Genomic DNA, 26,467 nt, shown 5'->3' with positions numbered 1-26,467 from the left:
ATTACACTGAATCTGAGTAATGAATTAGCTTATATTTCTTTACTTTACAAATTAAACCTTAAATTGTAAAAATATCAAATTTTTGTATGAATATGACGAAAAAAATCTTCGCTAAACTTTCAAATCCTATGTTTAGTAACTCCTTATGGATGATGTCTGAAAAGCTCATTGCCATATTTGGTTTAATCTTCGTTACTTCATTTGTTGCCAAATATATCGGCCCTGAGAACTTTGGTAAATTAACTTTTGTTGGTTCGATTTTTGCAATTGTACAAACGCTGTCCTTGATGGGAACAGAGAATGTAATCTTTCAAAAGACAGCAAAGAATCGAAAGTTTGGCGAGAAAATGATCTTTGCCTCCAAGATGCTGCGAGATTATATTTATAGCTCACTTTCAATTATTATTTTATTTGTACTTTACTTTTATACAGATCGTTTAACTTTTATTTTTGGTCTAGCAACTTGTATTGCGATTTATTTTGCTGTACATGATGTTTATAGTATTTATTTTAATGCAATATTAGAATCAAAGATAAATGCATATTGTAATATCACAGCGCTAATCATTTCGTTGGGCGCGCGCTATATGATTGCTTTGTTTCAACTTCCTATTGAAACACTTGGCATTCCTATCATTTTACTCACACTTATTCCATTTTTATTAAGAAAATATCTTTATACGAAAAAAAAACTGTCTGTTGGCATCATGCTGCCATATGCTATAAAAAGATATAGACGGTATACTTTTGCGGTCGGTCAAAAGCTCTTATTGTATTCACTTTCGGTTGCAATTTTTACTAAAACGGCACAGCTCTTCCTAGGTTTAGAGTCACAATTTGATCTGGGTATTTATACTGTAGCTATGACATTAGGGAACAGTTTTTACTTTGTTCTTCTCGCAATTATTTCGTCTTATTTTACTGGAATCTATCAAGAGGATAGCTTAGAAAAAAATCAAAATAATGTTGCGCAACTTTATATGGCAGTGGTGGTTATTTCTTTGTTGGTTACACTAGGGCTATATTTGTTCGGACCTTGGGTGGTAGGTGTACTCTATGGTATTGAATTTATTCGGGTTACAGAGATTTTGTGGTTGGCAGGTTTAGTGACCTTGTTTTCAGGACTGTCTACAATTGCAGAAAAGTATTTGATTAAGTTCAATGCATATGAATATTTGAAAAGGAAGACATTTATACTTGTGTTTTTTAACATTATATTTACTTTTTCAATGGTCAAGTTGTATGGGTTATTCGGTGGTATTTACGCTATTCTAATAACAGAGATTTTATCTGTAACCTTATTTAATTATTTTTTTAGAGATGGACTTATTTGGGACACTCAAAAAAGAATGTTCATAATATCTACTTATTTGAAACGGTAGCAGTATGCTTTTAAGTTTAATTATACCAATTTATAATGTTGAAAAATATATTGAGGAGTGTTTGGAGAGTGTATGTTGTCAACTTGTTGCGGGTGTAGAAGTTATTTTAGTGAATGACGGTACGCCGGATAGCTCTATGCTAATTGCACGTAAATATATATCTGAGCGATATAATCATTTAAAAGAGCAGTTTGTTTTTATAGATCAAGAGAATCAAGGGTTGAGTGGAGCTAGGAATACAGGAATTTCAGTTTCGAAAGGAGAATATATAGCCTTTCTAGATTCGGATGATATTTTATCAAATAAATATTTTGATGAAATCATACCTGTAATTGATAATTATCACGTTGAAATTATTCAATTTAACGCTAAAAGATTCGATAGTGATAAAAAAATATATTCATCTTTCTTAAAAAACTTGAATTTAAAAGGGTTTTATGAAGTGGATAAATCAATTTTATTGAAAGTTTATAATCATTCAGCATGGTTTGTTTGGATGAGGATTTATCATTCAAAATTTTTCAAAGACAGAAGATTTCCAATAGGTCGAAACTATGAAGATGCTTGTGTTATACCTTATATTTTTCATGAAGTGAAAAATATATATTTTTTAGAGTCATTTTTAATAAATTATAGAGTAAACTCTAATAGTATTACGGCAGTAAAAAGTAAAAAAAATATAGAAGACTTAGGTTTTGCAATTGATCTTATGATTGATTTTTTGTTTAAAGAACCATTAATAAGTACTTCTATAGTTTCATTATCACAGCATTATATTAATGATAGTTATAGAGCAGAGGGTTTTTATGTTTCTAAAAAAAGATGGGATGCTTTAAAGTGTAAAATTAAAAAAAATCCTTCATTTAATGTAAAATATGTGAAAAATACAGGAAACAAGCTATTTTATTTTCTTGGAGTTTATTTTTTTAAAATATTGGTATTATTTAATTATTTTAAAAATCGGTAATTATTCAACCTTTTATTAGTAGGTCATTATGAAGCTATTAAAATCCATTGATCAAAATAGTCATATTGTTAAAACAAATTATTTAATAACTTTGTTTAGTTTTTTGTTTGTTTTGGTTTTTGTTTCTATTTGCTATATTTTGGATTTTGAGTTTAAGTTTAGTGACTTTACTTGGTCTTTAATTTTTATTGGATATATTGTTTTTGTTTATATATTTCGTTATATAAATAAGGTTAATTTGGTTGAAATATATTCTCTTTTTTATATAACGGTTCTTATATTTATGGGGGGGAGGTTCTTTTCAGTATTATTAGGATATAATGCTAATCCACTTTTCGAGTTGGATTTTTTTACTTATAGACTTTTAAATGATCAAGAAAAAAGCTTATTGATGTTTTTACTTTTTTTAGGACTTTTGTCTTTGGAGGTTGGTTATTATTCCTCTAAGTTTTTATTTAAACCTGTTGGATCAAAGAATTATGTTGAAAAAATAAATGCAAGTTTATTATTAATTTTTATGATTATTATTGTAGCTTTTTATGTTGTTTATACTACTTATTTAAATATTAGTACAGTTCTGAGAGGTGGGTATTTAGGGTTATTTGTTGATAGCCAAAACTCTAATTATAATTACGACTTTTTTAGTACTATTCAAACATTAATGTATGCTTTAGTTGGAATTGTTTGTATTCAGGCAAATAAAAATATAAGGAAATTATATTTATTTATTTTAGGTGGATACTTTTTGGGGGTGATTTTTACAGGGTCAAGAGGGAGTTTTGTTTGCTTTTTGCTTTTTTTAATGTGGTATTTTAATGACTTTGGTGTTAAGAGAGTTAATTCCTTAAAAGTTTTTGCTTATTTTTTCTTGATTTTTTTGAGTTTGAATACGGTCTATTATATGTTTACTTTAAGGGAGATGAGTGGTGATGCTAATGAGGGTATTAGTTTTTACCAAAAAATATTGCAGTTTTTATATGATCAGGGTGTAAGTTTATTTGTTTTTAATGAATCTTTATATTTGAATAATTATCCAATACATCAGTATTTTCAAAATTTTCTTCCAGGCTCAACATTTGTCGCAAGTCTTTTAGGTGGTGATATTCGTCCAGAAAATAAGACTTTCGTTACATATTTAAATTCACAATTAAATCCTCAATTGTTTGAACAAGGTTTTGGCTTAGGTTGGGCTTTTTTTGCAGATGCTTATAGGTATTCATTTGGTATTGTTTACCTATATTGTATTTTTATTATTTTATTCTCTATTTTTTTAAACTGGTTGCAACTTAGTTTATATCGAAACAGATTAGTAATGGTGATTTCTGCATCGGTATTAATTCACGTTCTTTTTCTTCCTCGTGCTAGTTTAAGTACTGTATTTCCACTAGTTTTTTATACTATAATAACATACTTTATGGTTGTTTATTTTAAGAGAAATGGTAGATTTTAGCTTATGAGGGGTTTATGAGAAAAATAGTTTTTTTTATAAGTAATTTCAACTCTTCAGGTGGAACGGAGCGGGTTACAGCAACGGTTGCTAATTCACTAAGCTCTCTAGGCTTTGAAGTTCATATTCTTAGTATTATTAAAGATGAAAAAGACTTTTTTTATTCTGTTGATTCAAATGTTTTAGTATCTAATTTAGGTTTTCCATTAAATTCTTCAAAAGAAAATTTTTTAAAAATTTGCACTAATCTAAGACATTATCTTTTAATGAATAAAATAGATAATTTAATTGTTGTTGATAGTTTATGTGCAAGTTTTTCTTTTTTTGCTACTAGGTTTTTAAAATTAAAAGTTATTTGTTGGGAGCACTTTAGTCTAGAATTTAAAGATAAGTCTATCTTTAGATCTTTAGGTCGATTTTTATCTTCTCTTTTTTTTAATAGGATTGTTACATTAACAGATTTGGATAAAAAAGAGTGGGAGCAAAAATACAAATATTCAAGAAACAAAGTTTCTGTAATACCTAATCCTATAGCATTTCAGGTTAGGTCAAAAAAAATTAATCAAAAAAAAATTATTGCTTTAAGCATTGGGCGTCTTTCTCCTGAAAAGGGATTTGATGATTTAATAGCTATTTGGGCTGATTTTATAAAATATAATCATAATGCAGTATTAAATATTATAGGTGGTGGTTTGGAAGAGGAAAAACTTTTTACGCTAGCTAAAAAATATAATTTAGAAGAAAAAAATCTAAGATTTTTTTCTTCTACTAAAGATGTTGGTAGATTTTATCAGGAAGCTACGGTATATTTAATGACATCTCATTCTGAGGGTTTGCCGATGGTTTTATTAGAAGCACAGGCTTTTGGTGTTCCAATTATCACTTTTGAATGTGGACATGGTATTAATAAAATTGTTAAAAACTCTTATAATGGCTATATAGTAAAAAATAGAGATAAAAAAGTATTTTGCCAAACTCTTTTGGATTATGCAAATCTGTCCGAAGAAAAGTTAAATACATTGTCTAAAAATAGCAATATAGTAGCATTAGATTATGAAGTGGCTAAAATTAGTGAATTGTGGGTTAAGTTGTTAAAATGAAAAAAGTAATCAAAATTGCATTTTTATTACCTTCTTTAAAAAACTTGGGTCCTATTATTGTTGTTAAAGATATCGTTGATGGTTTATTGAAAAATAAAAATTTATCAGTAACAGTATTTTATTTTGATGATATTAAAGAGGATGTTTTAAGTTTTGCAGTTAACTGCATCAAAATCGATTTTTTAAGAAAACATGATTTTAGTGATTTTGATATTATACATTCACATGGTTTACGTCCAGATATATATACTTTTTTTAACAAGACTTGTAAATTGACTGTATCAACACAGCATAATATTGTTTTTGAAGAGTATATTATAAATAATTCATACATGAAGTCTAAACTTATTGAGGGGATTTGGACTTTTTCGCTTTTAAATAAAACTAAAATTGTTGCAATTGGAGAGACTGCTAGAAAATACTATGAAAATTTTTATTATTGTAGGACAAAAGTAATTAATATTCCTAACGGGCGTAACTTAGTTTCTATAGGTGGAGTGCCTGAGGAGGATTTAAGACTTATACAGAATTTTAAAAAAAATTATATATGTATAGGTACGTGTACAAGAGCGATTAAACTTAAAGGTCACAAACAAATAATACAATCTTTAGTTGAACTAAAAGAATTCTGTTTTGTATTGATTGGTGATGGAGATTATTTAAAAGAATTACAAAAACTTGCAAATCAACTTAATGTTCAAGATCGGTGTTTGTTTCTAGGGTATAGAAAAAATGCAACTGCATATTTGGAACTATTTGATATTTTTTCACAAACTTCATATTCTGAAAGTATATCTATAGCATTATTAGAGGCTGCTGCAGCAAAAAAAGCAATTATTTGTTCGAATATACCAGTTAATAGGGATGTATTTTCTAATGATGAGGTTGCTTTTTTTGCTTTAGATAACATTGAAAGTTTGGTATATTCTATTAGAAGGCTCGTTTCAAATAAAAATGACTATGAAAGTAAAGTATTCAAAAAATACCAGAAAGAATATACTTCAGAAAAAATGGCTGAACGATACTATAAATTGTACACGAGTTTAATTAATGAAGTTTAGTATATTACTTTCTTTATACTATAAAGAATCTCCTTTAGCATTAGATCAATGCTTTTTTAGTGTTTGGAAAAAACAAACTATTCACCCTAATGAAATAGTTTTAGTTTTAGATGGACTGATTGGTGAAGAATTAAATCAATGTGTCTTAAAGTGGCAAAAAATTATTGGCGAGCCTTTAAAAGTAATTCAATTAAGTCAAAATGTAGGATTAGGTAAAGCTTTAAATGAAGGGTTAAAGAGTTGTAGTAATGAGTGGGTTTTTCGTATGGATACAGATGATATTTGTGTTGAAAAACGTTTTGAATATCAATTACAATTTATAAAAAATAACCCTAATGTAGTATTATTTGGTGGTCAAATTTTAGAGTTTGATAAAAATGTTAATGACGCTAATAAACTTAAACCCGTCCCTCAAGAGTATTCAGATATATTAAGCTTTTCAAAAAAGCGAAATCCTTTCAACCACATGACTGTAGCCTATAAAAAAAGTATAATTTTATCTCTTCATGGTTATCAACACCATCTCTTTATGGAGGATTACAATTTATGGTTACGTGTAATGAGTAAAGGATATGAAGTTGCAAACCTTAGTCAAATCCTTGTCTATGCAAGGGTTGGAAATGGAATGCACGCTCGGCGTCGTGGTTCAGAATATATTAAGAGCGAAAAACAACTTTTAGATTTAAAAATAGCTTTAAAGACTCAATCATTAATTTCTGCATACGTTACATTTATTTTACGTTCTCTCTTTAGGTTTTTACCAAGCAATCTTTTAGGTTTTGTTTATAATAATCTTCTGAGAAAAAAGCCTAAATAAAATTTTGGTAAGATATAAATGAATATTTTAATAACAGGTGCAACAGGATTTGTAGGTACATCTCTGACTGAACGGGTGAATAGTGTGTATGACAAGATTGCTTTAGTCCGCACTCAGAATCACGTACTTTCTGAAAATATCCAACAACTTGTTGCTGCTAATATTTTTGCAGTAGACTTACCTGAAAATATAGACGTCATTATTCATTTAGCTGGTCGTGCCCATATTTTAAATGAGCAGACAACAGACCCATTGAGCGAATTTCGCAAAGTGAATGTTGACGGTACTTTGCAGTTAGCACGTCAGGCTTTAGAAAAAAAAGTAAAACGCTTTATATTTATGAGCTCTATAGGTGTGAATGGTTCAGTAACATTACAGCAGCCATTTACAGAAGATGCTATACCACAACCTCATGCAGATTATGCGGTTTCTAAACTCGAAGCCGAACATGAACTTAAAAAACTATTTGCGGGATCAGACACAGAATTAGTTATTATTCGTCCACCTTTAGTTTATGCCGCTCATGCACCAGGTAACTTTGCTAGGTTACTCAAACTAGTTGCGAGCAATTTACCTTTACCTTTTGCAGGAACAAACAATAAACGTAGCTTTGTTGCGCTTGAAAATTTGGTAGACTTTATTCAAACGTGTATCGAACATCCAAATGCAGCCAATCAAACATTTCTAGTCGCAGATCAAACTCCTATTTCTACACGTGAGCTAGTGCAATATTTAAAGCAGGGTATGGAAAAACCTGTACGTTTTATTTATATTCCGCAATCGCTTATGAAACTAGGGGCAGTATGTATTGGCAAATCCAAACTCTATGAGCAGTTGTTTGAGTCACTAGAAGTTGATACGACCAAAGCTCAGAAGTTGCTGGGTTGGACAGCACCATTGAGTACCCAGCAAGCGATGCTGCAAGCGGGTCAAAATTATTTAAAAATGAAAGAGTAATTTACGCATGTCAATTTTTGCACTGAGCATCGTATTTTTTATACTGACATTACTATTCACAGGCTACATGCGTCATTATGCCCTCAAAAAAAATATAATAGACAACCCCAATGAACGTAGCTCCCACAGTGTACCTACGCCCCGCGGTGGTGGTGTTGCGGTGGTGTGTAGCTACTTATTGGCACTGACGGTGTTAATCTATAGCCAACAATTGACCGTACATATTGGTTTAACCCTGATAGCAGCGGGTTTTGTCATCGCTTTACTTGGTTTTTTAGATGACCATGGACATATTAACTCCATGCTGCGTTTAGCCGTACATTTTTTGGTGGCTATTGGCGTGGTCATCAGCTTGGGTGGCTTTAGCGAAGTTACGGCTTTTAATAGCCTGCAACTCGGCTTTATGGCCAATATCATTGCGGTACTATTTTTGGTGTGGTTGTTGAATCTATATAACTTTATGGATGGGATTAACGGCATTGCCAGTGTTGAAGCAATCACCACTGTCGTCAGTATGGCAATTTTGTATTATGTGCTAAATACCACATTAAACTCAGACATATTGTGGTTATTGGCAGCCTGTGTATTTGGCTTTTTACTGTGGAACTTTCCCAAGGCCAAAATTTTTATGGGTGATGCCTGTAGCGGATTTCTCGGTCTCACTTTGGGTATTTTGGCGCTCATCGCCCTCAAAGAAAACTTAGCACTGTTTTGTGCGTGGATCATTTGCCTAGGTGTGTTTATAGTCGACGCAACTTATACTCTTATTAAACGCGTGCTCAGTGGCTATAAAATGTATGATGCGCATCGCAGCCATAGCTATCAAATTTTATCGCGTAAATGGGGTAGCCATACGCCAGTGACTTTGGCGGTAGCAGCTGTTAATTTATTGTGGCTCTTTCCAATCGCTTATATCACAACCACCCAACTATGGGCATATCCTGAAATGGCAGTGTTAATTGCTTATCTACCTTTAATAGTTATCGCTATTAAATTAAGAGCAGGAAAGCCTGATGCCTGAAAAAAAATTACTTATTTTGGGGGCAGGAGGTTTTGGTCAATCAATTGCTGAAGTTGCTGAACTGCTAGGTAAATGGAAGAGTATTTCATTTGTTGATGATCGATGGCCTGAGCAACAACAGGCTGGTCGCTATACAATTATTGCAAATATTCAATCTTTAGAAGCAATCAATGTGAATAATTTTGAAGCCATTATAGCAGTTGGAAATAACCAAATACGACAAAAATGGCAACAATTACTGCTTGATTTATCTATACCTCTTACGACTATTATACATCCACAAACAGTCATTGCTCCTAGTGTAAAAATAGGGCAAGGGGTCATTATTATGGCTGGGTGTATCATCGGAACGAATACGATTATTCAAGATGGTGTTATTCTAAATATTGGAACTTTATTAGATCATGATGTCATGATTGAAGCTTTTAGTCACTTAAGTGTCGGTGTAAAAGTCGCAGGTGGCCAGATAATACCATCGTATTCTTTTTTGGAAGTTGGAATCAGTATTGGGCATAAGTCTTAATAACAAATTCTTTTAAATTAAGATATTACTTGTTGAAAAATATATGAAATCTATCGTCATTCCTATAGTTGAATCTCCACGTTCAGCAAAACTCGCATTTCTAGTTATTTTAGATTTCTGTATATTCCCGGTTCTGATCTGGTTGTGTTATGCCATCCGCCAGTTTGATCTCGGTGCAGAGGTTGTGCCGAACATTCCTTTTGGCTCGATTTGGGTGAGTATAATTGCAGTATTCATGCTGTTTATTTGTGGTGTATACCGTTTTATTGTACGAACTTTTAATGAGTTTTTTATTGTTAAATTGGGCCTGGCCACGATATTAAGCGTGATCGGATTGTACTTGCTGGCTTATAGCACCCATGCTTTTATTCCGACATCTATCCCCTTGATGTTCGGCTTTATGATGTTTGCCTGGATCTGGTTTAGTCGTAGTGTGATTCGTTTTGTCGTACAGTCCTATTTAAAGTCCGGTGTACCGAAAAAACGCATTGCGATTTATGGGGCAGGTTATGCCGGGCAGCAGGTGGCAGCCACCTTAAATCGCTCTAATGAGCACTTACCGATTATATTTATTGATGATGATCCCTCTTTAAATGGCCAGAACATTGGTGGTATTCAAGTATATACACCACATAAAGCACTAAAATGTCTCAATAAACTAAGAATTGACGAAATTCTAATTGCATTGCCATCAGTAGGAAGAATTCGCAAAAGCGAAATTGTCAAGTTTTTAGAACCGGCCCATCTTAAAATTACCGAAATTCCGGGGCTGACCAAATTGGTTAATGGTGAAATTCGCATTTCTGATATTCAGGAAGTGGATATTGTGGACTTGTTAGGTCGTGATCCTGTGCCACCGGTTGCAGAGCTGTTAGCCAAAAATATTAAAGATAAAGTGGTAATGGTGACAGGTGCGGGTGGCTCCATTGGTTCTGAACTATGTCGTCAGATTATTCAAAACCAGCCGGCCAAGATTATTATTTATGAACTGACAGAATTCGCTTTATATAGTATTGATAAAGAATTACGTCTGACTGCTACTTGTGACATTATCCCAATTTTGGGTTCTGTACTGGATGAGCGCAAGCTGGAACGGGTGATTGAACAGTACGGCGTGCAAACGGTTTATCATGCGGCTGCTTATAAACATGTACCATTGGTAGAGTGCAATCCACTGGCTGGCCTGAAAAATAATGCGGTGGGAACAGCATTCAGTGTCAATGCGGCAGTGAAAAAAGGCGTTGAAACCTTTGTATTGATCTCGACCGATAAAGCAGTACGTCCCACCAATGTGATGGGTGCGACCAAACGCATGGCAGAGCTGTATTGTCAGGCCATGGCGGAAGCTCAGGACCAGACCCAGATCAGTATCGTACGTTTTGGGAATGTGCTCGGTTCTTCGGGGTCAGTAGTTCCACTCTTTAAACAGCAGATTGCCAAAGGTGGTCCAATCACCGTGACCGATCCCGAGGTGACCCGTTTCTTTATGACCATTCCGGAAGCCTCGCAGCTTGTGATTCAGGCCGGTGCGCTAGGTACGGGCGGAGATGTGTTCTTGCTGGATATGGGCGAACCGGTACGGATTCAGGATCTGGCACGACAAATGATTTCACTCAGTGGACTCAAAGTCCGTGAAGAAAAAAATCCAAATGGTGATATTGAAATTCAATATACAGGCTTACGTCCGGGTGAAAAGCTGTATGAAGAACTGCTGATTGATGAAGAAAATACAGAAATCACTTCGCATAAGCGTATTCTGAGATCAGTCGAGAAGCATTATCCATTGGCAGAAATCCTGGAGGTATTTAACCGGATACATGAACTTTCAGCGACCCAATCCGATATTGAATGGGCACTTGCTCAGCTGGAATACTATGTCGATGGTTATGTACGTGGTAATGACATTCAAGTGAACTAGGTTATTTATAGATATGATTAAGAAAGCAATTCTTCCAGTAGCAGGCCTCGGTACGCGTTTTTTACCTGCCAGTAAATCGATTCCCAAAGAAATGGTCACTGTGGTCGATCGTCCGGCGATTGAATATGTGGTTCGTGAAGCGGTAGCCGCCGGGATTGAACAAATTATTTTGGTGACTCACTCTTCAAAAGCATCGATTGAAAATTACTTCGATCGTAATTTTGAACTTGAAACCACACTTGAACAAAAAAACAAAACCGATTTACTGAAAGAAATTACTGAAATTCTGCCTAATGGTGTGAGTATCATTAGTGTACGTCAACCGCAGCCATTGGGGTTGGGTCATGCAGTCCTCTGTGCCAAAGCCGTGATTGGCGATGAGGATTTTGCGGTATTATTACCCGATGTGCTGGTCAAGGATCAGGATCCAGAAAATGATTTGTCTCGCATGATTCAGCGTTATGACGCATCTCAAGCAGCACAAATCATGGTCGAAGCGGTGCCTGAGCATCTGGTCGATCAATATGGGATTGTCGATGTTGCAGAATCGCCTTTAGAGGGTGACAGTATTGTCATGCAGGGGATTGTGGAGAAACCGGCAGTCGGTACTGCCCCATCGAATCTGTCTGTGGTTGGGCGTTATATCCTGCCAGCGAAAATTATGCAGCTTCTGGAACAGACACCACGAGGTGCTGGAAATGAAATTCAGCTCACCGATGCGATTGCCATGTTACAGCAGACTGAAGCGGTGGAAGCTTATCGCATGAAAGGTCAAACTTTTGACTGTGGCAACAAGCTCGGCTATCTTAAAGCTGTATTACATTATGGGGTTGATCATCCCAAGCTTGGTCGAGAGTTTAAAGCATTGATTCAGGAACTGGCATTATAATAATCAAGGGATACTATGAAAGTCGCGGTACTGGGAAAAACCTTATTTTCAGGGGTCATTGCGGCCCTTCTAGCTGAATGTGGTCATCAGGTGGTGTGGTGTAACAGCTTCAGTAGCGATGATCCAGCACGGACTTATTTTCAGGATGAAGCACTGCAGGCCTTGCTGCAAAAACAGGAAAAATCCGGCTTTTTAAACTGTTGTGATTTTCAGCATCTGGATTTCAATCAGGATGCTTTTTTCTTTAGTTTTAATGCAACTGAAGAACATATGGCATTGCAGATGCTGGATACCATCCGGCATGCCTGTTTTGCCCATCCCAAACTGATGATCAATGCCTCGACTTTTGGCTTGCACGGAACGCAACGTTTTCAGCAACTTCTGCCGAATGATGACTGGATTTACCTGCCAGATATCATTCAGGAAGGCAATGCGATTCGAAGTTTTATGCAGGCCAGTCAGCTGATAGTCGGCTGTGACCAACCGGATGCACAGCTTAAAATCAGAGAGCTGTTACGGCCCTTATTCCCGCGTGCGCAGCAGTATCTGTTTATGCCGGTACTAGATGCCGAATTTACCAAACTGAGCATTTCCGGCATGCTGGCCACCCGGATCAGTTATATGAATGATCTGGCCAGTGTGGCAGAAAAACTTGGGATTGATATTGAACAGGTGCGTCAGGGCATGGCTGCGGATAACCGGATTGGTTCCGCCTATCTGTTTCCGGGAGTCGGTTTTGGTGGAGAGAACTTCTCTCACGATATCCGTACCTTAACGCATGCAGTAGCAGATTCAGGAGTGAAAAACCAGTTGCTGGAACAGGTCTGGGAGATTAACGAACAACAAAAAGAATTACTGTTCCGCAAACTATGGAATTATTTCCGTGGCGATTTACAGGGAAAAGTGGTGGCGATTTGGGGCGCAGCCTTTAAAGAAAATACCCCGAGCATCCAGCAATCTCCGGTGCATGCCATGCTGACCGCATTATGGGCGCAGGGTGTGACAGTCAAACTGCATGATCCGCAAGCATTGGCCAATATTAAAAAAGTCTATGGGATACGGCAGGATCTAATCCTGTGTGAAGATCAATATCAGGCAGTTGAGGGGGCAGATGCCTTATGTTTGATGACTGCCTGGAAACAGTATGGTAGTCCAGATTATCCACACCTCATTAAACTGATGCAGCATCCCCTGATTTTGGATGGGCGTAATCTGTATGATCCGGCCTATATCAAGGCGCGTGGTTTTAATTATATTGGGGTGGGACGTTAATGTTAAGTCAGCTTAAACCAGATCTAAATACTGAAACTGTGTGTCAAAAACTCGCCTCGAGCAAAGAACAACTTGATGCGGTGCATCTACGAGAACTGTTTGCTGCAGACCCCCAGCGTTTTAACAAATATTCAATTCAGTTTGAACAGCTGGTCTTCGATTATAGTAAACACAGAATGAACAGCGCGGTGATGCAGGGCCTGATTGAATGGGCAGATGCACAAAACCTAAGATCCTGGATCGGGTCTTTATTTTCAAATCAGGACATTAATTATACCGAGCAACGTGCTGCCATGCATTGGGCATTACGCTTGCCAGTCCAGGATCAGCAACATGCGGATCTGGCCGCTGATGTGCATGCTCAACTTGAGCGCATGTATGCCTTGGTCGAGCAAATCCATGCCGGGCAGCGTCGTGGCGCCACCGGTGAAGTGATTCAGGATGTGGTCAATATTGGCGTGGGCGGATCAGATCTTGGCCCTCTAATGGTCACCCATGCCTTATCGGATTTTAAATACCAGTCTGCCCAGCCACTCAATGTGCATTTTGTCTCGACCATGGATGGCAGTCAGCTGTCCGAGTTGTTGCATCAGCTGCGTCCGGAAACCACGCTATTTATTATTTCGTCCAAATCATTTGGCACGATTGATACCCTGACCAATGCCCAGACAGTACGCCTGTGGCTGGAAAAAGCCTTGGGTCAGCATCCCTATATTCTGAAGCATCATTTTATTGGAGTTTCTACCAAGCCGGAGAAAATGACGGCCTGGGGAATTGCTCCGGAAAACCAGCTACTGTTGTGGGACTGGGTCGGTGGTCGCTATTCACTGTGGTCCTGTATCGGATTGCCGATTGCACTGAGTATCGGCATTGAAGGTTTTAAGCAGCTGCTGGCCGGTGCCTATGCGGTCGATCAGCATTTTCAGTATCAGCCTTTTGAGCGCAATATTCCGGTGTTGATGGGGCTCTTGGGTGCATGGAATAACAATTTTCTGGATATTCAGACCCATGCCATCCTGCCTTATGATGGACGACTGAAATACTTTGCTTCTTATTTGCAACAGCTGGAAATGGAATCTAACGGTAAGTCGATTCAACGTGATGGTGAAAAAGTTCAGCTGGATACCTGTCCAATTATTTGGGGCGAAGTAGGGCCGAATGCGCAACATGCTTTTTATCAGCTCCTCCATCAAGGTACGCAGTCAGTGAGTTGTGACTTTATTGCGCCGGTCAAGCGCTATAACAGTCAACAATATACCTATGCAGACAGTGCCGAAGCATTAATTGAACAGCATCATTTGGCCCTGTCTAACTGCTTGGCGCAATCACGTTTACTGGCCTTTGGTAATGAGGCTTTGGGCCCAAAAGAATTAGAGAGCTTGCCAGCCTATAAACAGTATGAAGGCAACCAACCGAGCAGTACGCTGTTGATGCAAGAGCTGAATCCTTATAGTCTGGGTATGCTGATTGCTCTATATGAACATAAAGTTTTTGTGCAATCGGTGCTGTGGAATATCAACCCATTTGACCAGTGGGGCGTGGAAAAAGGCAAGGAAATTGCCAACCAGTTGCTGCCTATTTTGAATGGTGAACAGTCCGAGCTAGGTGGTCTGGATGGCTCAACTCAAGGTTTAATTAACATTTTATTAGGGAAGCAGCATGGCTAAAATTCTGGTAACGGGCGGGGCAGGCTATATTGGTTCGCATACTTGTGTTGAGTTATTAAATGCCGGCCATGAGGTGGTGGTTTTAGATAATCTGTGCAATAGCGCTGCTGAGTCTTTAAATCGGGTGCAACAGTTGACCCAAAAAAGCCTGACATTTATACAAGGTGATATCCGTGATGCTCAATTATTAGATCAGGTATTTCAGCAACACTCGATTGATGCAGTGATTCATTTTGCCGGTCTGAAAGCGGTCGGAGAAAGCCAGCAAATACCATTGGCTTATTTTGACAATAATATTGCCGGTTCAATCAGCCTAGTTCAGGCGATGCAGCGCGCGCAGGTTTTTAAACTGGTGTTTAGTTCCTCAGCAACGGTCTATGGCGAAAATAATCCTTCACCTTTAAATGAAGAGATGCCTACCGGAATGCCGACCAATAACTATGGTTATACCAAGCTGATTGTGGAGCAGCTCTTGGAAAAGTTGTCTGTGGCGGATGAACGTTGGTCGATTGCCTTATTACGTTATTTTAATCCGGTCGGCGCGCATAAAAGTGGCCAGATTGGCGAAGATCCACAAGGTATTCCCAATAATCTGATGCCTTTTGTGACTCAAGTGGCAGTCGGGCGTCGTGAAAAGCTATCTATTTTCGGTCATGATTATGACACGGTGGATGGGACTGGTGTGCGCGATTATATACACGTAGTCGACTTGGCCAATGCACACTTATGTGCTCTCAATAATCGTCTAACTGCGCAAGGTTGCCGTGCCTGGAATATTGGTACAGGGAATGGGATTTCAGTGCTACAAGTTAAAGATACGTTTGAGCAAGTGAATGGTGTGGCGATTGCATTTGAATTAGCCCCTCGTCGTGAAGGCGATGTGGCCACCTGTTTTGCAGACAATACCCGTGCAGTCCAAGAGTTGGGCTGGCAACCTCAGTATGGTTTAGAGGATATGCTCGCTGACAGCTGGAACTGGCAGAAGCAGAATCCGAATGGTTATCGCTAAAATCTTTATAGCGATATAAATAAAAATGGGAGCTTTTGATGAACAGCTCCCATTTTTATTGTACTGTATGCGTGAAGATTAACTCTGAATCAGCTGAGTCAATTCATCGACATAGTCCTGCATTGGTCGTGGATTATGATCACGACGGCTTTCAATATTTAGACGCAATAGCGGTTCAGTATTCGATGCACGCACATTAAAACGCCATGCACCAAAATTAAGGCTGACCCCATCGGTCTGATCGATCTCCGGCTGCTGATCGGCATAATGATCGAAAAGTTTTTGGATGGTTGCTTGGGTATCGGCGACTTTAAAGTTGATTTCACCACTGCATGGGAACTTGGCGATCATCTCCTCCACCAGAGAAGATAAGGATTTTCCTGTTTCAGACAGTACTACTATCGCCAGTAACCATGGAATCATGCCGCTATCGCAATAGGCAAAGTCACGGAAATAATGATGGGCACTCATTTCACCGCCATAGGCCGCATTATGTTCACGCATGACATCTTTAATAAAGGCGTGACCTGATTTTGACTGAACCGTTATCCCTTGGTATTGCTCTACAATATCCAGTGTATTCCAGACCAGACGCGGATCATGTACAATTTTTTCGCCAGATTGCTTCAGCAAGAACGCTTGAGCCAAAAGACCAACGATATAATAGCCTTCAATAAACTGGCCTTTTTCATCGAACAGGAAGCAGCGGTCAAAGTCACCATCCCAGGCAATGCCCATATCTGCGCCATGCTGAATGACCGCATCACGGGTGCTGTCACGGTTCTCAGTTAAAATCGGGTTGGGAATCCCGTTCGGGAAAGTGCCGTCAGCTTCATGATGAATCTTGATAAATTCAACCGGAATATTGAGTTGTTGAAACTTTTGCTCAATGGCATCAATCACATGGCCTGCTGCACCATTCCCGGCATTCATCACCAGTTTCATCGGACGGATTTTTACCGGATCAATATAGCTCATCAGGTGATTTACAAATTCAGGCAGAATATTGTATTTTTCAGTATTGCCTTTATTGCTGACGTCAATAAATTCATCTGATTCTGCTAAAGCCTGAATCTCTTTAAGACCAGTATCGGCACTGATTGGACGGGCATTTTCACGTACCAGTTTCATGCCATTATAGTCCATCGGATTATGGCTGGCCGTGATTTCAATGCCACCTTGAACATCCAGATGGAAGGCGCCAAAATAGACTTCTTCCGTGCCGGTCATGCCCAGATCCAGAACATTGACACCCGCATCATTTAAACCGCGAATGGTGGCCTGTTTTAAGCCTTCACTGCTGAGCCGGATATCACAGCCGATGACCACCGTTTTAGGCTGATAAATCTGTCCGTAAGCACGGCCAATTTTATAGGCAATCTCTTCATTGAGCTCGGTGCCGAGTTTGCCGCGAATGTCATAGGCTTTGAAGCAAGTCAGTTTGGTCATTTATAGGCTCTCCATTCAGAAGAAAAAAGGCCGGTTCCCCAGCCCTGATTCAATTTTAATTATTCTACCGTAACCGATTTTGCCAGATTACGTGGCTGATCGACATCTGTACCACGCAGCACTGCCACATGATAAGACAGTAACTGCACCGGGATGCTATATACAATCGGTGCCAGCACTGCATTAACTGCCGGAATATGTACCACATGCTGGCGTTCTTTGGCTTTAATGCCGCTGTTTTCATCAGCAAACACAAATAGCTCGCCACCACGTGCCTGAACTTCTTCCATATTGGATTTCAGTTTATCCAGCATGTCATCTTGCGGTGCCAGAATCACCACTGGCATGTCATTGTCGACCAGTGCCAATGGACCATGTTTCAGCTCACCTGCAGCATAACCTTCAGCATGAATATAGGAAATTTCTTTCAGCTTGAGTGCGCCTTCCAGTGCGATCGGGAAGTGCGTACCACGGCCCAGGAACAGGCAATGCTGCTTTTCAACAAACAGCTCAGACAGACCTAAAATTTCATTATCATGATGCAAGGTGTCCAGAATCACTTTAGGCAAATGCCAGAGTTCTGTGCTGATCTTCGTCATCTGTTCTGTAGAAATGCTATTTTTGACCGAACCAATTTTCAATACCAACAGCATTAAAGCAGCAAGCTGGGTGGTAAAGGCTTTGGTAGATGCCACACCAATTTCAGGACCTGCCAATGTCAACAGACTATGCTGGGTCTCACGTACCATCGATGATGTAGCGACATTACAGATGGTCATCGTAGTGATGTCTAGCCCTTTGGCCGCCGCACGTTTCTGTGTATCACGTAATGCAGCCAAGGTATCAGCAGTCTCACCGGATTGGGAAATACACACATAGAGTGTGTGATTCACAATGACTGGCGTACGATAACGGAATTCGCTGGCAATCTCGACCTGACACGGCAGATCAATCAGCTGTTCAAACCAGTATTTGGCAATCATGCCGGCATGATAACTGGTACCACAGGCAATAATCTGGATTTGCTGGATTTTTGTGAAGTCCTGTTCTGCACTGGCAAGGAAGTCTTTGCGCAGGTCATTGCCATTTAAAGCCTGGGAAATGGTCTGTTTGATCGCTTCAGGCTGCTCATAAATTTCTTTGAGCATGTAGTGTTTATATTCACCTTTAGAGGCATTGCTGACCGCAGCATCCAGTTCCTTGACCGGACGATCGACCAGTTGACCATCGACGAAAACTTCAATCGTGCTGCGGGTCAAACGGGCAATATCACCTTCTTCCAGGTAGATAAAACGATTGGTAATCGGGAGCAGCGCCAACTGGTCAGAACTGATAAAGTTCTCGCCAATCCCCACACCAATGACGAGTGGCGAACCTTCACGTACGGTAATCAGTTCATCCGGATGATCTGTATGCACGATGCCCAGAGCATAAGCACCTTTGAGTTGTGGTACCACCTGGCGCACAGCTTCCATTAAGCTTGGGGTAGATTTCAGGGCGTCATTGATCAGATGTGCAACCACTTCTGTATCGGTCTGTGAAGTAAAGACATAACCCAAAGCTTCAAGATCATCTTTGAGTTCTTGATAGTTCTCAATGATCCCGTTATGAACCACTGCCACATTTTCAGAAATATGCGGATGGGCATTTTCTTCAGTCGGTTTGCCATGGGTTGCCCAGCGTGTATGTGCAATGCCAAGTGAGCCGCTGATCTGTGATTCATTTACGGCCTGTTCAAGGTTCGTGACCTTGCCGACACGACGTTCACGCAGGACCTGGCTATTGTTGATGAGTGCCAAACCTGCTGAATCATAACCACGGTATTCCAGGCGTTTTAAACCTTCAATCAAAATATTGGTAATGCTACGTTCTGCAATGCCACCAACGATACCACACATATTTATTCCCCTTATTTCTTGATTTTTTGCGGACGTGGATAGTTTTCTTTGGCAAATTGCTTAGAGCGCTCTACTGCCAAACTGTTGTCTTCCACATCACGGGTAATCGTTGAGCCTGCACCGACTGTGGCGCCATTGCCAATTTTTACAGGTGCCACCAATGAACTGTTCGAGCCAATAAAGGCCTGATCACCAATAATCGTTTTAAATTTATTCGCACCATCATAATTGCAGGTAATGGTACCTGCACCAATATTAGAACCGGCACCGATTTCAGCATCACCGAGATAGGTGAAGTGGTTGGCTTTAGAGCCTACGCCAATCGTGGTATTTTTCACTTCTACAAAGTTACCGATATGCACCTCGGCAGCAAGCTTCGCACCCGGACGCAGTCGTGCAAAAGGGCCAATCTGGGTATCTTCACCGACGATAGCATTGTCAAAAATGCTATAAGGTTGCACTTTAGTCCCAGCTGCAATTTTGGTATTTTTGATGATACAGCCGGCGCCAATTTCAACATGGTCGCCCAGCTCGCAATCACCTTCGATAATCACGTTGATATCAATCTGTACATCTTGACCGACAGTTAAATTACCACGCAAATCAAAACGGCTCGGATCAATCAGATGCACACCTTGCTGCATCAGCTGTTTGGCCTGAAATGCCTGAAACTGACGTTCTAATGCTGCCAGTTGCACACGGTCATTTACGCCTTCAACTTCAAAGGCTTGTTCAGGTTCTACCGAAGCAACCTGCATACCATCTGCCAGAGCCATCGCCACAATATCGGTCAGATAGTATTCACCCTGAACATTCTCATTGCTTAAATTTGGCAGCCATTCATGTAATTTAGCATTGCTGACGGCATAAATACCGGTATTGATTTCCTTGATCTGACGCTGTTCTTCGGAAGCATCCTTGTGCTCAACAATGGCCTGGATCTGACCCTGTTCACGTACAATACGACCATAACCATTCGCATCCGGCAGGGTAAGCGTCACCAGACCAATACCGGTTTCTGCGGTGGCATCGAGTAATTTTTGCAAGGTCACAGGATTAATGCAGGGTACATCGCCGGAAAGAATCAGCGATACGCCGTCTTGAGGCAAGACAGGTAAGGTCATTTGCACTGCATGACCGGTGCCCAGCTGTTCAGCCTGTTCTACCCATTTAATATCTTGTTGTGCAAATGCTGTTTGAACCCGGTCACCACCATGACCATAAATGGTAATAATATTATCTGCGTTTAATTTTTTTGCCGTTTCAATGACATGACCCAGTAAAGGACGTCCTGCAAGGGGTTGTAATACTTTCGGTAAGCTTGAACGCATGCGCGTTCCTTTACCTGCAGCAAGAATAATAACAGTCGTTGACATGTTCTAATCCTAAATATGGCTTATGCCACGATGAAGTAAAAATAAAGCAAAATACAAAGAGCTGCCCAAAGGCCGGCAATAATGTCATCCAGCATGATGCCGAAGCCACCGTCCACTTGACGGTCAATCACACGGATCGGCCAAGGTTTCCAGATATCAAATAATCTGAACAGGGCAAAACCGACCAGCAGCCAGAGCCAGTTCATCTGGCCGAGATAGATCAGGGGTAAAAATGTGATGGATTGTCCGGCGAATTCATCCCAGACAATGCGGCCATCATCATGTACGCCCATGACCTTGGCTGTGTGGCCACAAATATATATGCCAATCAGGGACATGATAGCAATGGCAAAAACACTGTTTAGAAAACCAAGATGCAGCCAAATAGGGATAAATAAAAGTGCAAAAGCCGAACCAAAGGTACCAGGTGCTTTAGGTGCCAGACCGGAACCAAAACCAACCCCACTAAAGACAATCAGTCGGTCGATCCATGACATGGCTTTAAAATTGATCGCAGGTTTATGCAAAATGTTGATACCCATTAAATTGAAATAAATGGTCTGTGCCATCTTTTTCAAAAGTTAAGCCGTGTTGCTGCTGAATTGTGCCGATCATACTAATCGAAATATCAAGTTGTTTTTGCAATAATTTTTCGTAATTTTGCGGGCTTATTGTAAAGCATAATTCGTAATCATCGCCACCAGCGAGGGCATATTGCCATTTTTGTTCATCATTTAAGGCATGCAGGGCAGGACTGATCGGTAAGTTTTCGAGTTGCAGCTTTGCACCGACTTGAGAGGCTTTCAGGATATGTCCAAGATCTTGGGCCAAACCATCCGAGACATCAATCATGCTATGTGCCAAACCTTTCAAGGCAGCACCGAGCTGACAACGTGGCGTTGGATAATCCAGACGTTTTTGCAGCGGATGACCAAGATGCTGTAGTGCAAAAGCTGCATCACCGACAGTTCCACTGACACAGATCAGATCACCCGGTTTTGCACCTGAGCGTGTAATGGCTTGACCAATATCCACCCAGCCCAATGCTGTAACAGACAGGGTTAAATGAGGACTTTGAGTGGTATCACCACCGATTAAACTCACCCCAAATTGATCGCAGCAATCGTACAGACCCTGACTAAAAGCTTTTAGCCAGTCATGATCAATTTGGGGTAGGCTCAATGCGAGTAAAATACTGTGCGGGGTTGCGCCCATCGCGGCAATATCAGATAAATTGACAGCCACAGATTTCCAGCCAATCGCATGCGGATCAGTATCCATTGGAAAATGGCGTCCAGCAACCAGGGTGTCGGCACAGATGACCAGTTGTTGCTGAGGAGGGGGGGTGAGCAAGGCTGAATCGTCACCGACGCCCAGATCGACAGAATTGGCATTCTTGCGATTGAAATAGGTGTCGATAATCGAAAATTCAGCCATACAACAAATCTACGTTATTAATTAGACTGCTGTTTTTCTGCTGCACGCAAAGTTGTCGCTAAACGATCCAATACACCATTGATGTATTTATGGCTGTCGGCACCGCCAAAATGTTTAGCCAGCTCGATCGCTTCATCTAGAACCACGCGATATGGAATCTCAAGATGTTCTTTGAGTTCATATGCACCAAGACGAAGGGTCGCAAGCTCAACACCGTCAAGTGCTGAAAGTTCGCGATCGAGTACTGGGATTAAGAGCGCATCCAATGCTTCATGATTGGCAACCACTTGAGTCAACAATTCATGATAATAGCTCAGATCCACTTTGTGCATGGCATTTTCCACACGAGTACGTGCTTCAATCTCATGCACCGGATTGTGGCTCATTTGCCATTCATAAATTCCTTGTACAGCAAAGCGACGTGCTTTACGTTTTGCTGCATAAGTTGCTTGAAGTGTTTGCGACATAGCGTTAAATAGCCTTTAACAAGTTAACCATTTCAATCGCAGTCAGGGCAGCTTCGCTACCTTTATTGCCTGCTTTTGTTCCAGAGCGTTCAATCGCTTGTTCAATACTGTCCGTAGTGAGTACACCGTTAATGACAGGTAAGCCAGTGTCCAGGCCAACCACGCCTAAACCTTTGGCACATTCGCCTGCAACGAAATCGAAGTGAGGCGTGCTACCACGAATCACGGCGCCAAGCGCGATGATGGCATCGAAACGATCTGAAGCTGCCAGTTTTTTCGCAACGACAGGAAGTTCCCAGGCACCAGGTGCATGAACAACAGTGATATTATCCTCTGATACACCATGACGTTTCAATGTATCAATGGCACCTTCTAACAGATGTTCAACCACAAAGCTGTTAAAACGACCAACTAAAATCGCATAACGGTCTTCGTTCGCGAGATGTAACATACCTTCAATACGGCGAACTGCCATAACAACCTCGATGATTTCTTAAGATGTTTGTTGTGCGGTGATGTATTCCACCACTTCTAAGTTAAAGCCTGACAGGGCATTGAAGCGCAATGGAGAGCTGAGCAGCTTCATTTTTTCAACGCCTAGATCACGCAAAATTTGTGCACCGACACCAATGGTCTGATACTGCTGAGACAGTGCAGAATTTGATTTTACATTTTTTGGTGCGTTTAAGGTATCTAAAGCCGGACCCAAATCCTGTAAATGACGTTGCCCAATCCAGACCAGTACACCACGATCACTATTGGAAATTTCTTTTAGTGCACGGTCTAAATTCCAGGCCGGTTCGCCGTCCTGTTTTTTCAGTTTGAGCAAATCACGGGTCGGATTAAAACCATGTACACGAACGGTAGTCACGCCTTCTTTAGGCTCGCCTTTGACCAGGGCCAAATGAATATCCGGGTTGCCCAGTTCACGATAACGATATAAATCAAATGTGCCGTATTCAGTGTCGAGTTTTTGATGATCGAGACGCTCAACAGTTTGCTCATTGGTCATGCGGTAATGAATCAGGTCGGCAATGGTGCCAATTTTCAAACCATGCTTTTCAGCAAAAACTTCAAGATCCGGACGGCGCGCCATCGTGCCATCTTCATTGATGATTTCACAAATCACCGAAGCCGGTTCCAGTCCTGCTAAACGAGAAAGATCACAACCTGCCTCGGTATGCCCGGCACGGTGCAATACGCCACCCGGCTGCGCCATCAGCGGGAAGATGTGTCCTGGCTGTACAATATCTGCCGGTTTGGCATGAGCAGCCACCGCAGTTTGAATCGTGTGCGCACGTTCAGCCGGTGAGATCCCGGTAGAAATACCTTTGGCTGCTTCAATTGACAGGGTAAAATTGGTTCCATGCTGGGCACCGTTTGCATCGACCATCAAAGGCAGATTCAACTGCTGGCAACGCTCTTTGCTTAAAGTCAGGCAGACCAGACCACGTGCATGGGTGATCATGAAGTTGATGTCTTCAGGACGTACGTGCGTGGCAGCAATCACTAAGTCGCCTTCATTTTCACGATCTTCATCATCCATCAGGATGACCATTTTTCCTGCACGGATATCTGCTACAAGCTCTTCAACAGTATTGAGCGGCATCAACCTTCACCTTCTTTTTTGATCTTGATCAGACCGAATCATGACATTATTGGGTACATAGTCTAACGCTTTTTGCGCAATTTTGCCTATGCTTATTGCTTTCCCTCTAGTGGTTCATTGTTATACACAGTCTTGATAAACATGAAAAGCCGACTTTAAATGAAAGCCTGGGCTTTATGCAGGTTTTTTGAGCAATTAAAAAGCATAAAAAATGAGAAACTTAGGTGAAATCAACATAAGCTCAGACATTAAGGGGTTTTTAGAAAGTATTTTTATTTATTGTCAGTCATTCAATAGAATTCTGGACGAACAATGTTGGAAAATTTTACCTAGTATTAAAAATTTTTAAAAATATTAGGTTAAAAGCGGACCGAAGCCCGCTTTTAATCATCAGATTGATTAGAAAAAACCTGCCGGTTTGGTTGAATAGCTCACCAACAGGTTTTTGGTTTGCTGATAATGATCCAGCATCATTCTGTGATTCTCACGGCCAATCCCTGATTTTTTATAGCCACCGAAAGCCGCATGTGCAGGATAAATATGATAACAGTTGGTCCAGACCCGACCCGCTTGAATCGCGCGTCCTGCACGGTAAGAGGTGTGTGCTGAACGTGACCACACACCTGCTCCTAAACCATAAATGGTGTCATTGGCGATTTTAATGGCATCATCAAAGTCCTTAAATGTCGCCACCGCCAGCACCGGCCCGAAGATTTCATCCTGAAAGGTTTTCATGTCATTGGTGCCTTTGAAAATGGTCGGTTCAATATAAAAACCTTGTCCCACTTCCTGACGTGCTTCACCACCGGTCAGAATTTGCGCACCCTCTTCGCGGCCAGTGGCAATACAGCCCAGAATCTTGTCCTGCTGTTCCTGTGAGGCTTGCGCACCAATCATGGTGTCGGTGTCGAGCGGATGACCGGTTTTAATGCGTTGCACCCGTTCTACCGCACGCGCCAGAAACTCATCGGCAATACTTTCCTGCACCAAGGCACGAGAAGGACAGGTACAGATTTCACCCTGATTCAGGGCAAACATGGCAAAGCCTTCCAGTGCCTTGTCCAGATAATCATCTTCCTGATCCATAATGTCGGCAAAGAACAGGTTTGGTGACTTTCCGCCAAGTTCCAGTGTTACCGGAATAATATTCTCGGTGGCGTATTGCATGATTTGCTGACCGACTGCGGTTGAACCGGTAAAGGCAATCTTGGCAATGCGCGGATTGGTCGCGAGTGGACGACCGACTTCGATACCATAACCATTGACAATATTCAGTACACCCGGCGGCAAAATGTCCTGAATCAGTTCAGCTAAAACTAAAATGCTGACCGGGGTCTGTTCCGCAGGTTTCAGCACGATACAGTTGCCTGCTGCCAAGGCGGGTGCGAGTTTCCAGGCCGCCATCAGGATTGGGAAGTTCCACGGAATGATTTGACCCACCACACCCAACGGTTCATGGAAATGGTAGGCAATGGTATCTTCATCAATCTCGGAAATGCCGCCTTCTTGTGCGCGGATACAGCCGGCAAAATAACGGAAATGATCAATACATAGCGGAATATCGGCCGCTAAGGTTTCACGGATCGGCTTGCCGTTGTCCCAGGTTTCTGCCACCGCCAGCAGTTCCAGATTTTGTTCCAGACGATCTGCAATTTTTAGCAGGATATTGGAACGGGTGGTGGCTGAGGATGTATTCCACTGTGCTTTGGCCTTGTGCGCTGCATCTAGGGCCAATTCGATGTCTTCTACAGAAGAGCGCGGCACTTTGGTAAAGACTTTGCCATCTACCGGAGAGATATTGTCAAAGTATTCGCCTTTAACTGGAGCGACCCATTCGCCGCCAATGAAGTTGTCGTATTGGGCTTTAAATTGAATTTTTGCACCGTCAGTATTGGGGTCTGCATAACGCATAATCTATTCCTTTATATGATTGTTATTGGTACACGCTGACCCTATTTTCTCAATTGAAAATGTTACAGTTTCAGCAGTCAGCTCTACTATAAAGAGGGAAAAAGACAGGTGGTGCTTTGATTACACGCTTGCTACAAAAGACAACATTTGGAATATGAAGTATAGGAATTAAATTTTATATTTAATCGAAGCTTATCCTAAGAAATAAGCATTTAACAGGCGCTTAAAAAATCGAAGGATTCATGTATTTCTGATGGTTGTGGATTACATTCAGGAGGGCCATTTTATTC

General features: G+C 40.5%; 23 protein-coding genes. 14 read left to right on the top strand and 9 right to left on the bottom strand.

Annotated features, from left to right (window positions below):
* Positions 1-92 precede the first annotated feature (92 nt).
* Genes CWI32_RS11705 through galE form a run of 14 tightly spaced genes read left to right on the top strand, consistent with a single transcriptional unit; the run spans position 93 to position 16,030 of the window.
* Complete coding sequence (locus CWI32_RS11705) at positions 93-1,382, top strand: MATE family efflux transporter (RefSeq protein WP_167381282.1); 1,290 nt, start codon at positions 93-95, stop codon at positions 1,380-1,382.
* 4 nt (positions 1,383-1,386) lie between these two features.
* Positions 1,387-2,349, top strand: coding sequence for a glycosyltransferase family 2 protein (locus CWI32_RS11700; RefSeq protein WP_100535359.1), 963 nt, complete (start codon positions 1,387-1,389; stop codon positions 2,347-2,349).
* Positions 2,350-2,377: 28 nt separating this feature from the next.
* Positions 2,378-3,799 (top strand): O-antigen polysaccharide polymerase Wzy, encoded by a 1,422-nt coding sequence (gene wzy, locus CWI32_RS11695; protein WP_100535358.1) that lies wholly within the window; start codon positions 2,378-2,380, stop codon positions 3,797-3,799.
* A 14-nt stretch (positions 3,800-3,813) separates the two neighbouring features.
* Positions 3,814-4,896 carry a glycosyltransferase family 4 protein gene (locus CWI32_RS11690; protein WP_100535357.1) on the top strand — a complete coding sequence of 361 codons (1,083 nt, stop codon included), beginning with the start codon at positions 3,814-3,816 and terminating at the stop codon, positions 4,894-4,896.
* On the top strand, positions 4,893-5,957 hold the full coding sequence (locus CWI32_RS11685) for a glycosyltransferase (protein WP_252146111.1): 1,065 nt from the start codon (positions 4,893-4,895) through the stop codon (positions 5,955-5,957). The genes CWI32_RS11690 and CWI32_RS11685 overlap by 4 nt, the downstream gene beginning before the upstream one ends.
* Entirely contained in the window at positions 5,947-6,774 is an 828-nt protein-coding gene (locus CWI32_RS11680) for a glycosyltransferase (RefSeq protein ID WP_100535356.1), read from the top strand. The genes CWI32_RS11685 and CWI32_RS11680 overlap by 11 nt, the downstream gene beginning before the upstream one ends.
* An 18-nt stretch (positions 6,775-6,792) precedes the next feature.
* Positions 6,793-7,731 (top strand): NAD-dependent epimerase/dehydratase family protein, encoded by a 939-nt coding sequence (locus tag CWI32_RS11675; RefSeq protein WP_100535355.1) that lies wholly within the window; start codon positions 6,793-6,795, stop codon positions 7,729-7,731.
* A gap of 7 nt (positions 7,732-7,738) precedes the next feature.
* Positions 7,739-8,752, top strand: a complete 1,014-nt coding sequence (locus tag CWI32_RS11670) for an MraY family glycosyltransferase (RefSeq protein ID WP_100535354.1) — start codon at positions 7,739-7,741, stop codon at positions 8,750-8,752.
* Complete coding sequence (locus CWI32_RS11665) at positions 8,745-9,275, top strand: acetyltransferase (protein ID WP_100535353.1); 531 nt, start codon at positions 8,745-8,747, stop codon at positions 9,273-9,275. Before CWI32_RS11670 ends, CWI32_RS11665 begins: the two co-directional genes overlap by 8 nt.
* A 43-nt stretch (positions 9,276-9,318) precedes the next feature.
* Complete coding sequence (locus CWI32_RS11660) at positions 9,319-11,193, top strand: polysaccharide biosynthesis protein (protein ID WP_100535352.1); 1,875 nt, start codon at positions 9,319-9,321, stop codon at positions 11,191-11,193.
* 13 nt (positions 11,194-11,206) lie between these two features.
* Positions 11,207-12,082, top strand: a complete 876-nt coding sequence (gene galU, locus CWI32_RS11655; RefSeq protein WP_100535351.1) for a UTP--glucose-1-phosphate uridylyltransferase GalU — start codon at positions 11,207-11,209, stop codon at positions 12,080-12,082.
* Between the two features lie 15 nt (positions 12,083-12,097).
* On the top strand, positions 12,098-13,354 hold the full coding sequence (locus CWI32_RS11650; protein ID WP_100535350.1) for a nucleotide sugar dehydrogenase: 1,257 nt from the start codon (positions 12,098-12,100) through the stop codon (positions 13,352-13,354).
* Positions 13,354-15,021, top strand: coding sequence for a glucose-6-phosphate isomerase (pgi, locus tag CWI32_RS11645; protein WP_100535349.1), 1,668 nt, complete (start codon positions 13,354-13,356; stop codon positions 15,019-15,021). The genes CWI32_RS11650 and pgi overlap by 1 nt, the downstream gene beginning before the upstream one ends.
* Positions 15,014-16,030, top strand: coding sequence for a UDP-glucose 4-epimerase GalE (galE, locus tag CWI32_RS11640; RefSeq protein ID WP_100535348.1), 1,017 nt, complete (start codon positions 15,014-15,016; stop codon positions 16,028-16,030). Before pgi ends, galE begins: the two co-directional genes overlap by 8 nt.
* Positions 16,031-16,108: 78 nt before the next feature.
* Here galE and CWI32_RS11635 read toward each other — a convergent pair whose 3' ends face one another.
* The 9 genes from CWI32_RS11635 to exaC form a co-directional block, all read right to left on the bottom strand.
* Positions 16,109-17,479, bottom strand: coding sequence for a phosphohexomutase domain-containing protein (locus CWI32_RS11635; protein ID WP_100535347.1), 1,371 nt, complete (start codon positions 17,477-17,479; stop codon positions 16,109-16,111).
* Positions 17,480-17,538: 59 nt separating this feature from the next.
* Positions 17,539-19,377 (bottom strand): glutamine--fructose-6-phosphate transaminase (isomerizing), encoded by a 1,839-nt coding sequence (gene glmS / locus CWI32_RS11630; RefSeq protein WP_100535346.1) that lies wholly within the window; start codon positions 19,375-19,377, stop codon positions 17,539-17,541.
* A gap of 11 nt (positions 19,378-19,388) precedes the next feature.
* Complete coding sequence (gene glmU, locus CWI32_RS11625; protein ID WP_100535345.1) at positions 19,389-20,753, bottom strand: bifunctional UDP-N-acetylglucosamine diphosphorylase/glucosamine-1-phosphate N-acetyltransferase GlmU; 1,365 nt, start codon at positions 20,751-20,753, stop codon at positions 19,389-19,391.
* A gap of 20 nt (positions 20,754-20,773) precedes the next feature.
* Complete coding sequence (locus tag CWI32_RS11620) at positions 20,774-21,295, bottom strand: phosphatidylglycerophosphatase A family protein (RefSeq protein ID WP_100535393.1); 522 nt, start codon at positions 21,293-21,295, stop codon at positions 20,774-20,776.
* Entirely contained in the window at positions 21,273-22,190 is a 918-nt protein-coding gene (gene thiL / locus CWI32_RS11615; RefSeq protein WP_100535344.1) for a thiamine-phosphate kinase, read from the bottom strand. The genes CWI32_RS11620 and thiL overlap by 23 nt, the downstream gene beginning before the upstream one ends.
* A 17-nt stretch (positions 22,191-22,207) precedes the next feature.
* Positions 22,208-22,657 carry a transcription antitermination factor NusB gene (gene nusB / locus CWI32_RS11610; protein WP_004280924.1) on the bottom strand — a complete coding sequence of 150 codons (450 nt, stop codon included), beginning with the start codon at positions 22,655-22,657 and terminating at the stop codon, positions 22,208-22,210.
* Between the two features lie 4 nt (positions 22,658-22,661).
* Positions 22,662-23,132 carry a 6,7-dimethyl-8-ribityllumazine synthase gene (ribH, locus tag CWI32_RS11605; RefSeq protein ID WP_004280926.1) on the bottom strand — a complete coding sequence of 157 codons (471 nt, stop codon included), beginning with the start codon at positions 23,130-23,132 and terminating at the stop codon, positions 22,662-22,664.
* A gap of 18 nt (positions 23,133-23,150) precedes the next feature.
* The gene (ribBA, locus tag CWI32_RS11600) at positions 23,151-24,266 is read right to left on the bottom strand and encodes a bifunctional 3,4-dihydroxy-2-butanone-4-phosphate synthase/GTP cyclohydrolase II (RefSeq protein WP_100535343.1); all 1,116 of its coding nucleotides are present in this window, start codon (positions 24,264-24,266) and stop codon (positions 23,151-23,153) included.
* Positions 24,267-24,665: 399 nt separating this feature from the next.
* A complete protein-coding gene (exaC, locus tag CWI32_RS11595) occupies positions 24,666-26,177 on the bottom strand; it encodes an acetaldehyde dehydrogenase ExaC (protein ID WP_005094691.1) in 1,512 nt (503 codons plus the stop codon).
* Positions 26,178-26,467 lie beyond the last annotated feature (290 nt).

Source organism: Acinetobacter pseudolwoffii (assembly GCF_002803605.1).
Taxonomy (GTDB): Bacteria; Pseudomonadota; Gammaproteobacteria; order Pseudomonadales; family Moraxellaceae; genus Acinetobacter; species Acinetobacter pseudolwoffii.
Note: the sequence above shows the minus strand (reverse complement) of the source record. Positions and strands in the feature narration are given on the sequence as shown.

What these genes read in the sequence shown, in the direction of transcription:
- wzy (WP_100535358.1), top strand. Translation starts at nt 2,378, where the DNA reads ATGAAGCTATTAAAATCCATTGATCAAAATAGTCATATTGTTAAAACA.
- galE (WP_100535348.1), top strand. Translation starts at nt 15,014, where the DNA reads ATGGCTAAAATTCTGGTAACGGGCGGGGCAGGCTATATTGGTTCGCAT.
- CWI32_RS11620 (WP_100535393.1), bottom strand. Translation starts at nt 21,295, where the DNA reads ATGGGTATCAACATTTTGCATAAACCTGCGATCAATTTTAAAGCCATG.
- pgi (WP_100535349.1), top strand. Translation starts at nt 13,354, where the DNA reads ATGTTAAGTCAGCTTAAACCAGATCTAAATACTGAAACTGTGTGTCAA.
- glmS (WP_100535346.1), bottom strand. Translation starts at nt 19,377, where the DNA reads ATGTGTGGTATCGTTGGTGGCATTGCAGAACGTAGCATTACCAATATT.
- CWI32_RS11650 (WP_100535350.1), top strand. Translation starts at nt 12,098, where the DNA reads ATGAAAGTCGCGGTACTGGGAAAAACCTTATTTTCAGGGGTCATTGCG.
- CWI32_RS11660 (WP_100535352.1), top strand. Translation starts at nt 9,319, where the DNA reads ATGAAATCTATCGTCATTCCTATAGTTGAATCTCCACGTTCAGCAAAA.
- thiL (WP_100535344.1), bottom strand. Translation starts at nt 22,190, where the DNA reads ATGGCTGAATTTTCGATTATCGACACCTATTTCAATCGCAAGAATGCC.
- glmU (WP_100535345.1), bottom strand. Translation starts at nt 20,753, where the DNA reads ATGTCAACGACTGTTATTATTCTTGCTGCAGGTAAAGGAACGCGCATG.
- CWI32_RS11700 (WP_100535359.1), top strand. Translation starts at nt 1,387, where the DNA reads ATGCTTTTAAGTTTAATTATACCAATTTATAATGTTGAAAAATATATT.
- ribH (WP_004280926.1), bottom strand. Translation starts at nt 23,132, where the DNA reads ATGGCAGTTCGCCGTATTGAAGGTATGTTACATCTCGCGAACGAAGAC.
- CWI32_RS11705 (WP_167381282.1), top strand. Translation starts at nt 93, where the DNA reads ATGACGAAAAAAATCTTCGCTAAACTTTCAAATCCTATGTTTAGTAAC.
- ribBA (WP_100535343.1), bottom strand. Translation starts at nt 24,266, where the DNA reads ATGCCGCTCAATACTGTTGAAGAGCTTGTAGCAGATATCCGTGCAGGA.
- CWI32_RS11635 (WP_100535347.1), bottom strand. Translation starts at nt 17,479, where the DNA reads ATGACCAAACTGACTTGCTTCAAAGCCTATGACATTCGCGGCAAACTC.
- galU (WP_100535351.1), top strand. Translation starts at nt 11,207, where the DNA reads ATGATTAAGAAAGCAATTCTTCCAGTAGCAGGCCTCGGTACGCGTTTT.
- CWI32_RS11675 (WP_100535355.1), top strand. Translation starts at nt 6,793, where the DNA reads ATGAATATTTTAATAACAGGTGCAACAGGATTTGTAGGTACATCTCTG.
- CWI32_RS11670 (WP_100535354.1), top strand. Translation starts at nt 7,739, where the DNA reads ATGTCAATTTTTGCACTGAGCATCGTATTTTTTATACTGACATTACTA.
- exaC (WP_005094691.1), bottom strand. Translation starts at nt 26,177, where the DNA reads ATGCGTTATGCAGACCCCAATACTGACGGTGCAAAAATTCAATTTAAA.
- CWI32_RS11665 (WP_100535353.1), top strand. Translation starts at nt 8,745, where the DNA reads ATGCCTGAAAAAAAATTACTTATTTTGGGGGCAGGAGGTTTTGGTCAA.
- CWI32_RS11685 (WP_252146111.1), top strand. Translation starts at nt 4,893, where the DNA reads ATGAAAAAAGTAATCAAAATTGCATTTTTATTACCTTCTTTAAAAAAC.
- CWI32_RS11680 (WP_100535356.1), top strand. Translation starts at nt 5,947, where the DNA reads ATGAAGTTTAGTATATTACTTTCTTTATACTATAAAGAATCTCCTTTA.
- CWI32_RS11690 (WP_100535357.1), top strand. Translation starts at nt 3,814, where the DNA reads ATGAGAAAAATAGTTTTTTTTATAAGTAATTTCAACTCTTCAGGTGGA.
- nusB (WP_004280924.1), bottom strand. Translation starts at nt 22,657, where the DNA reads ATGTCGCAAACACTTCAAGCAACTTATGCAGCAAAACGTAAAGCACGT.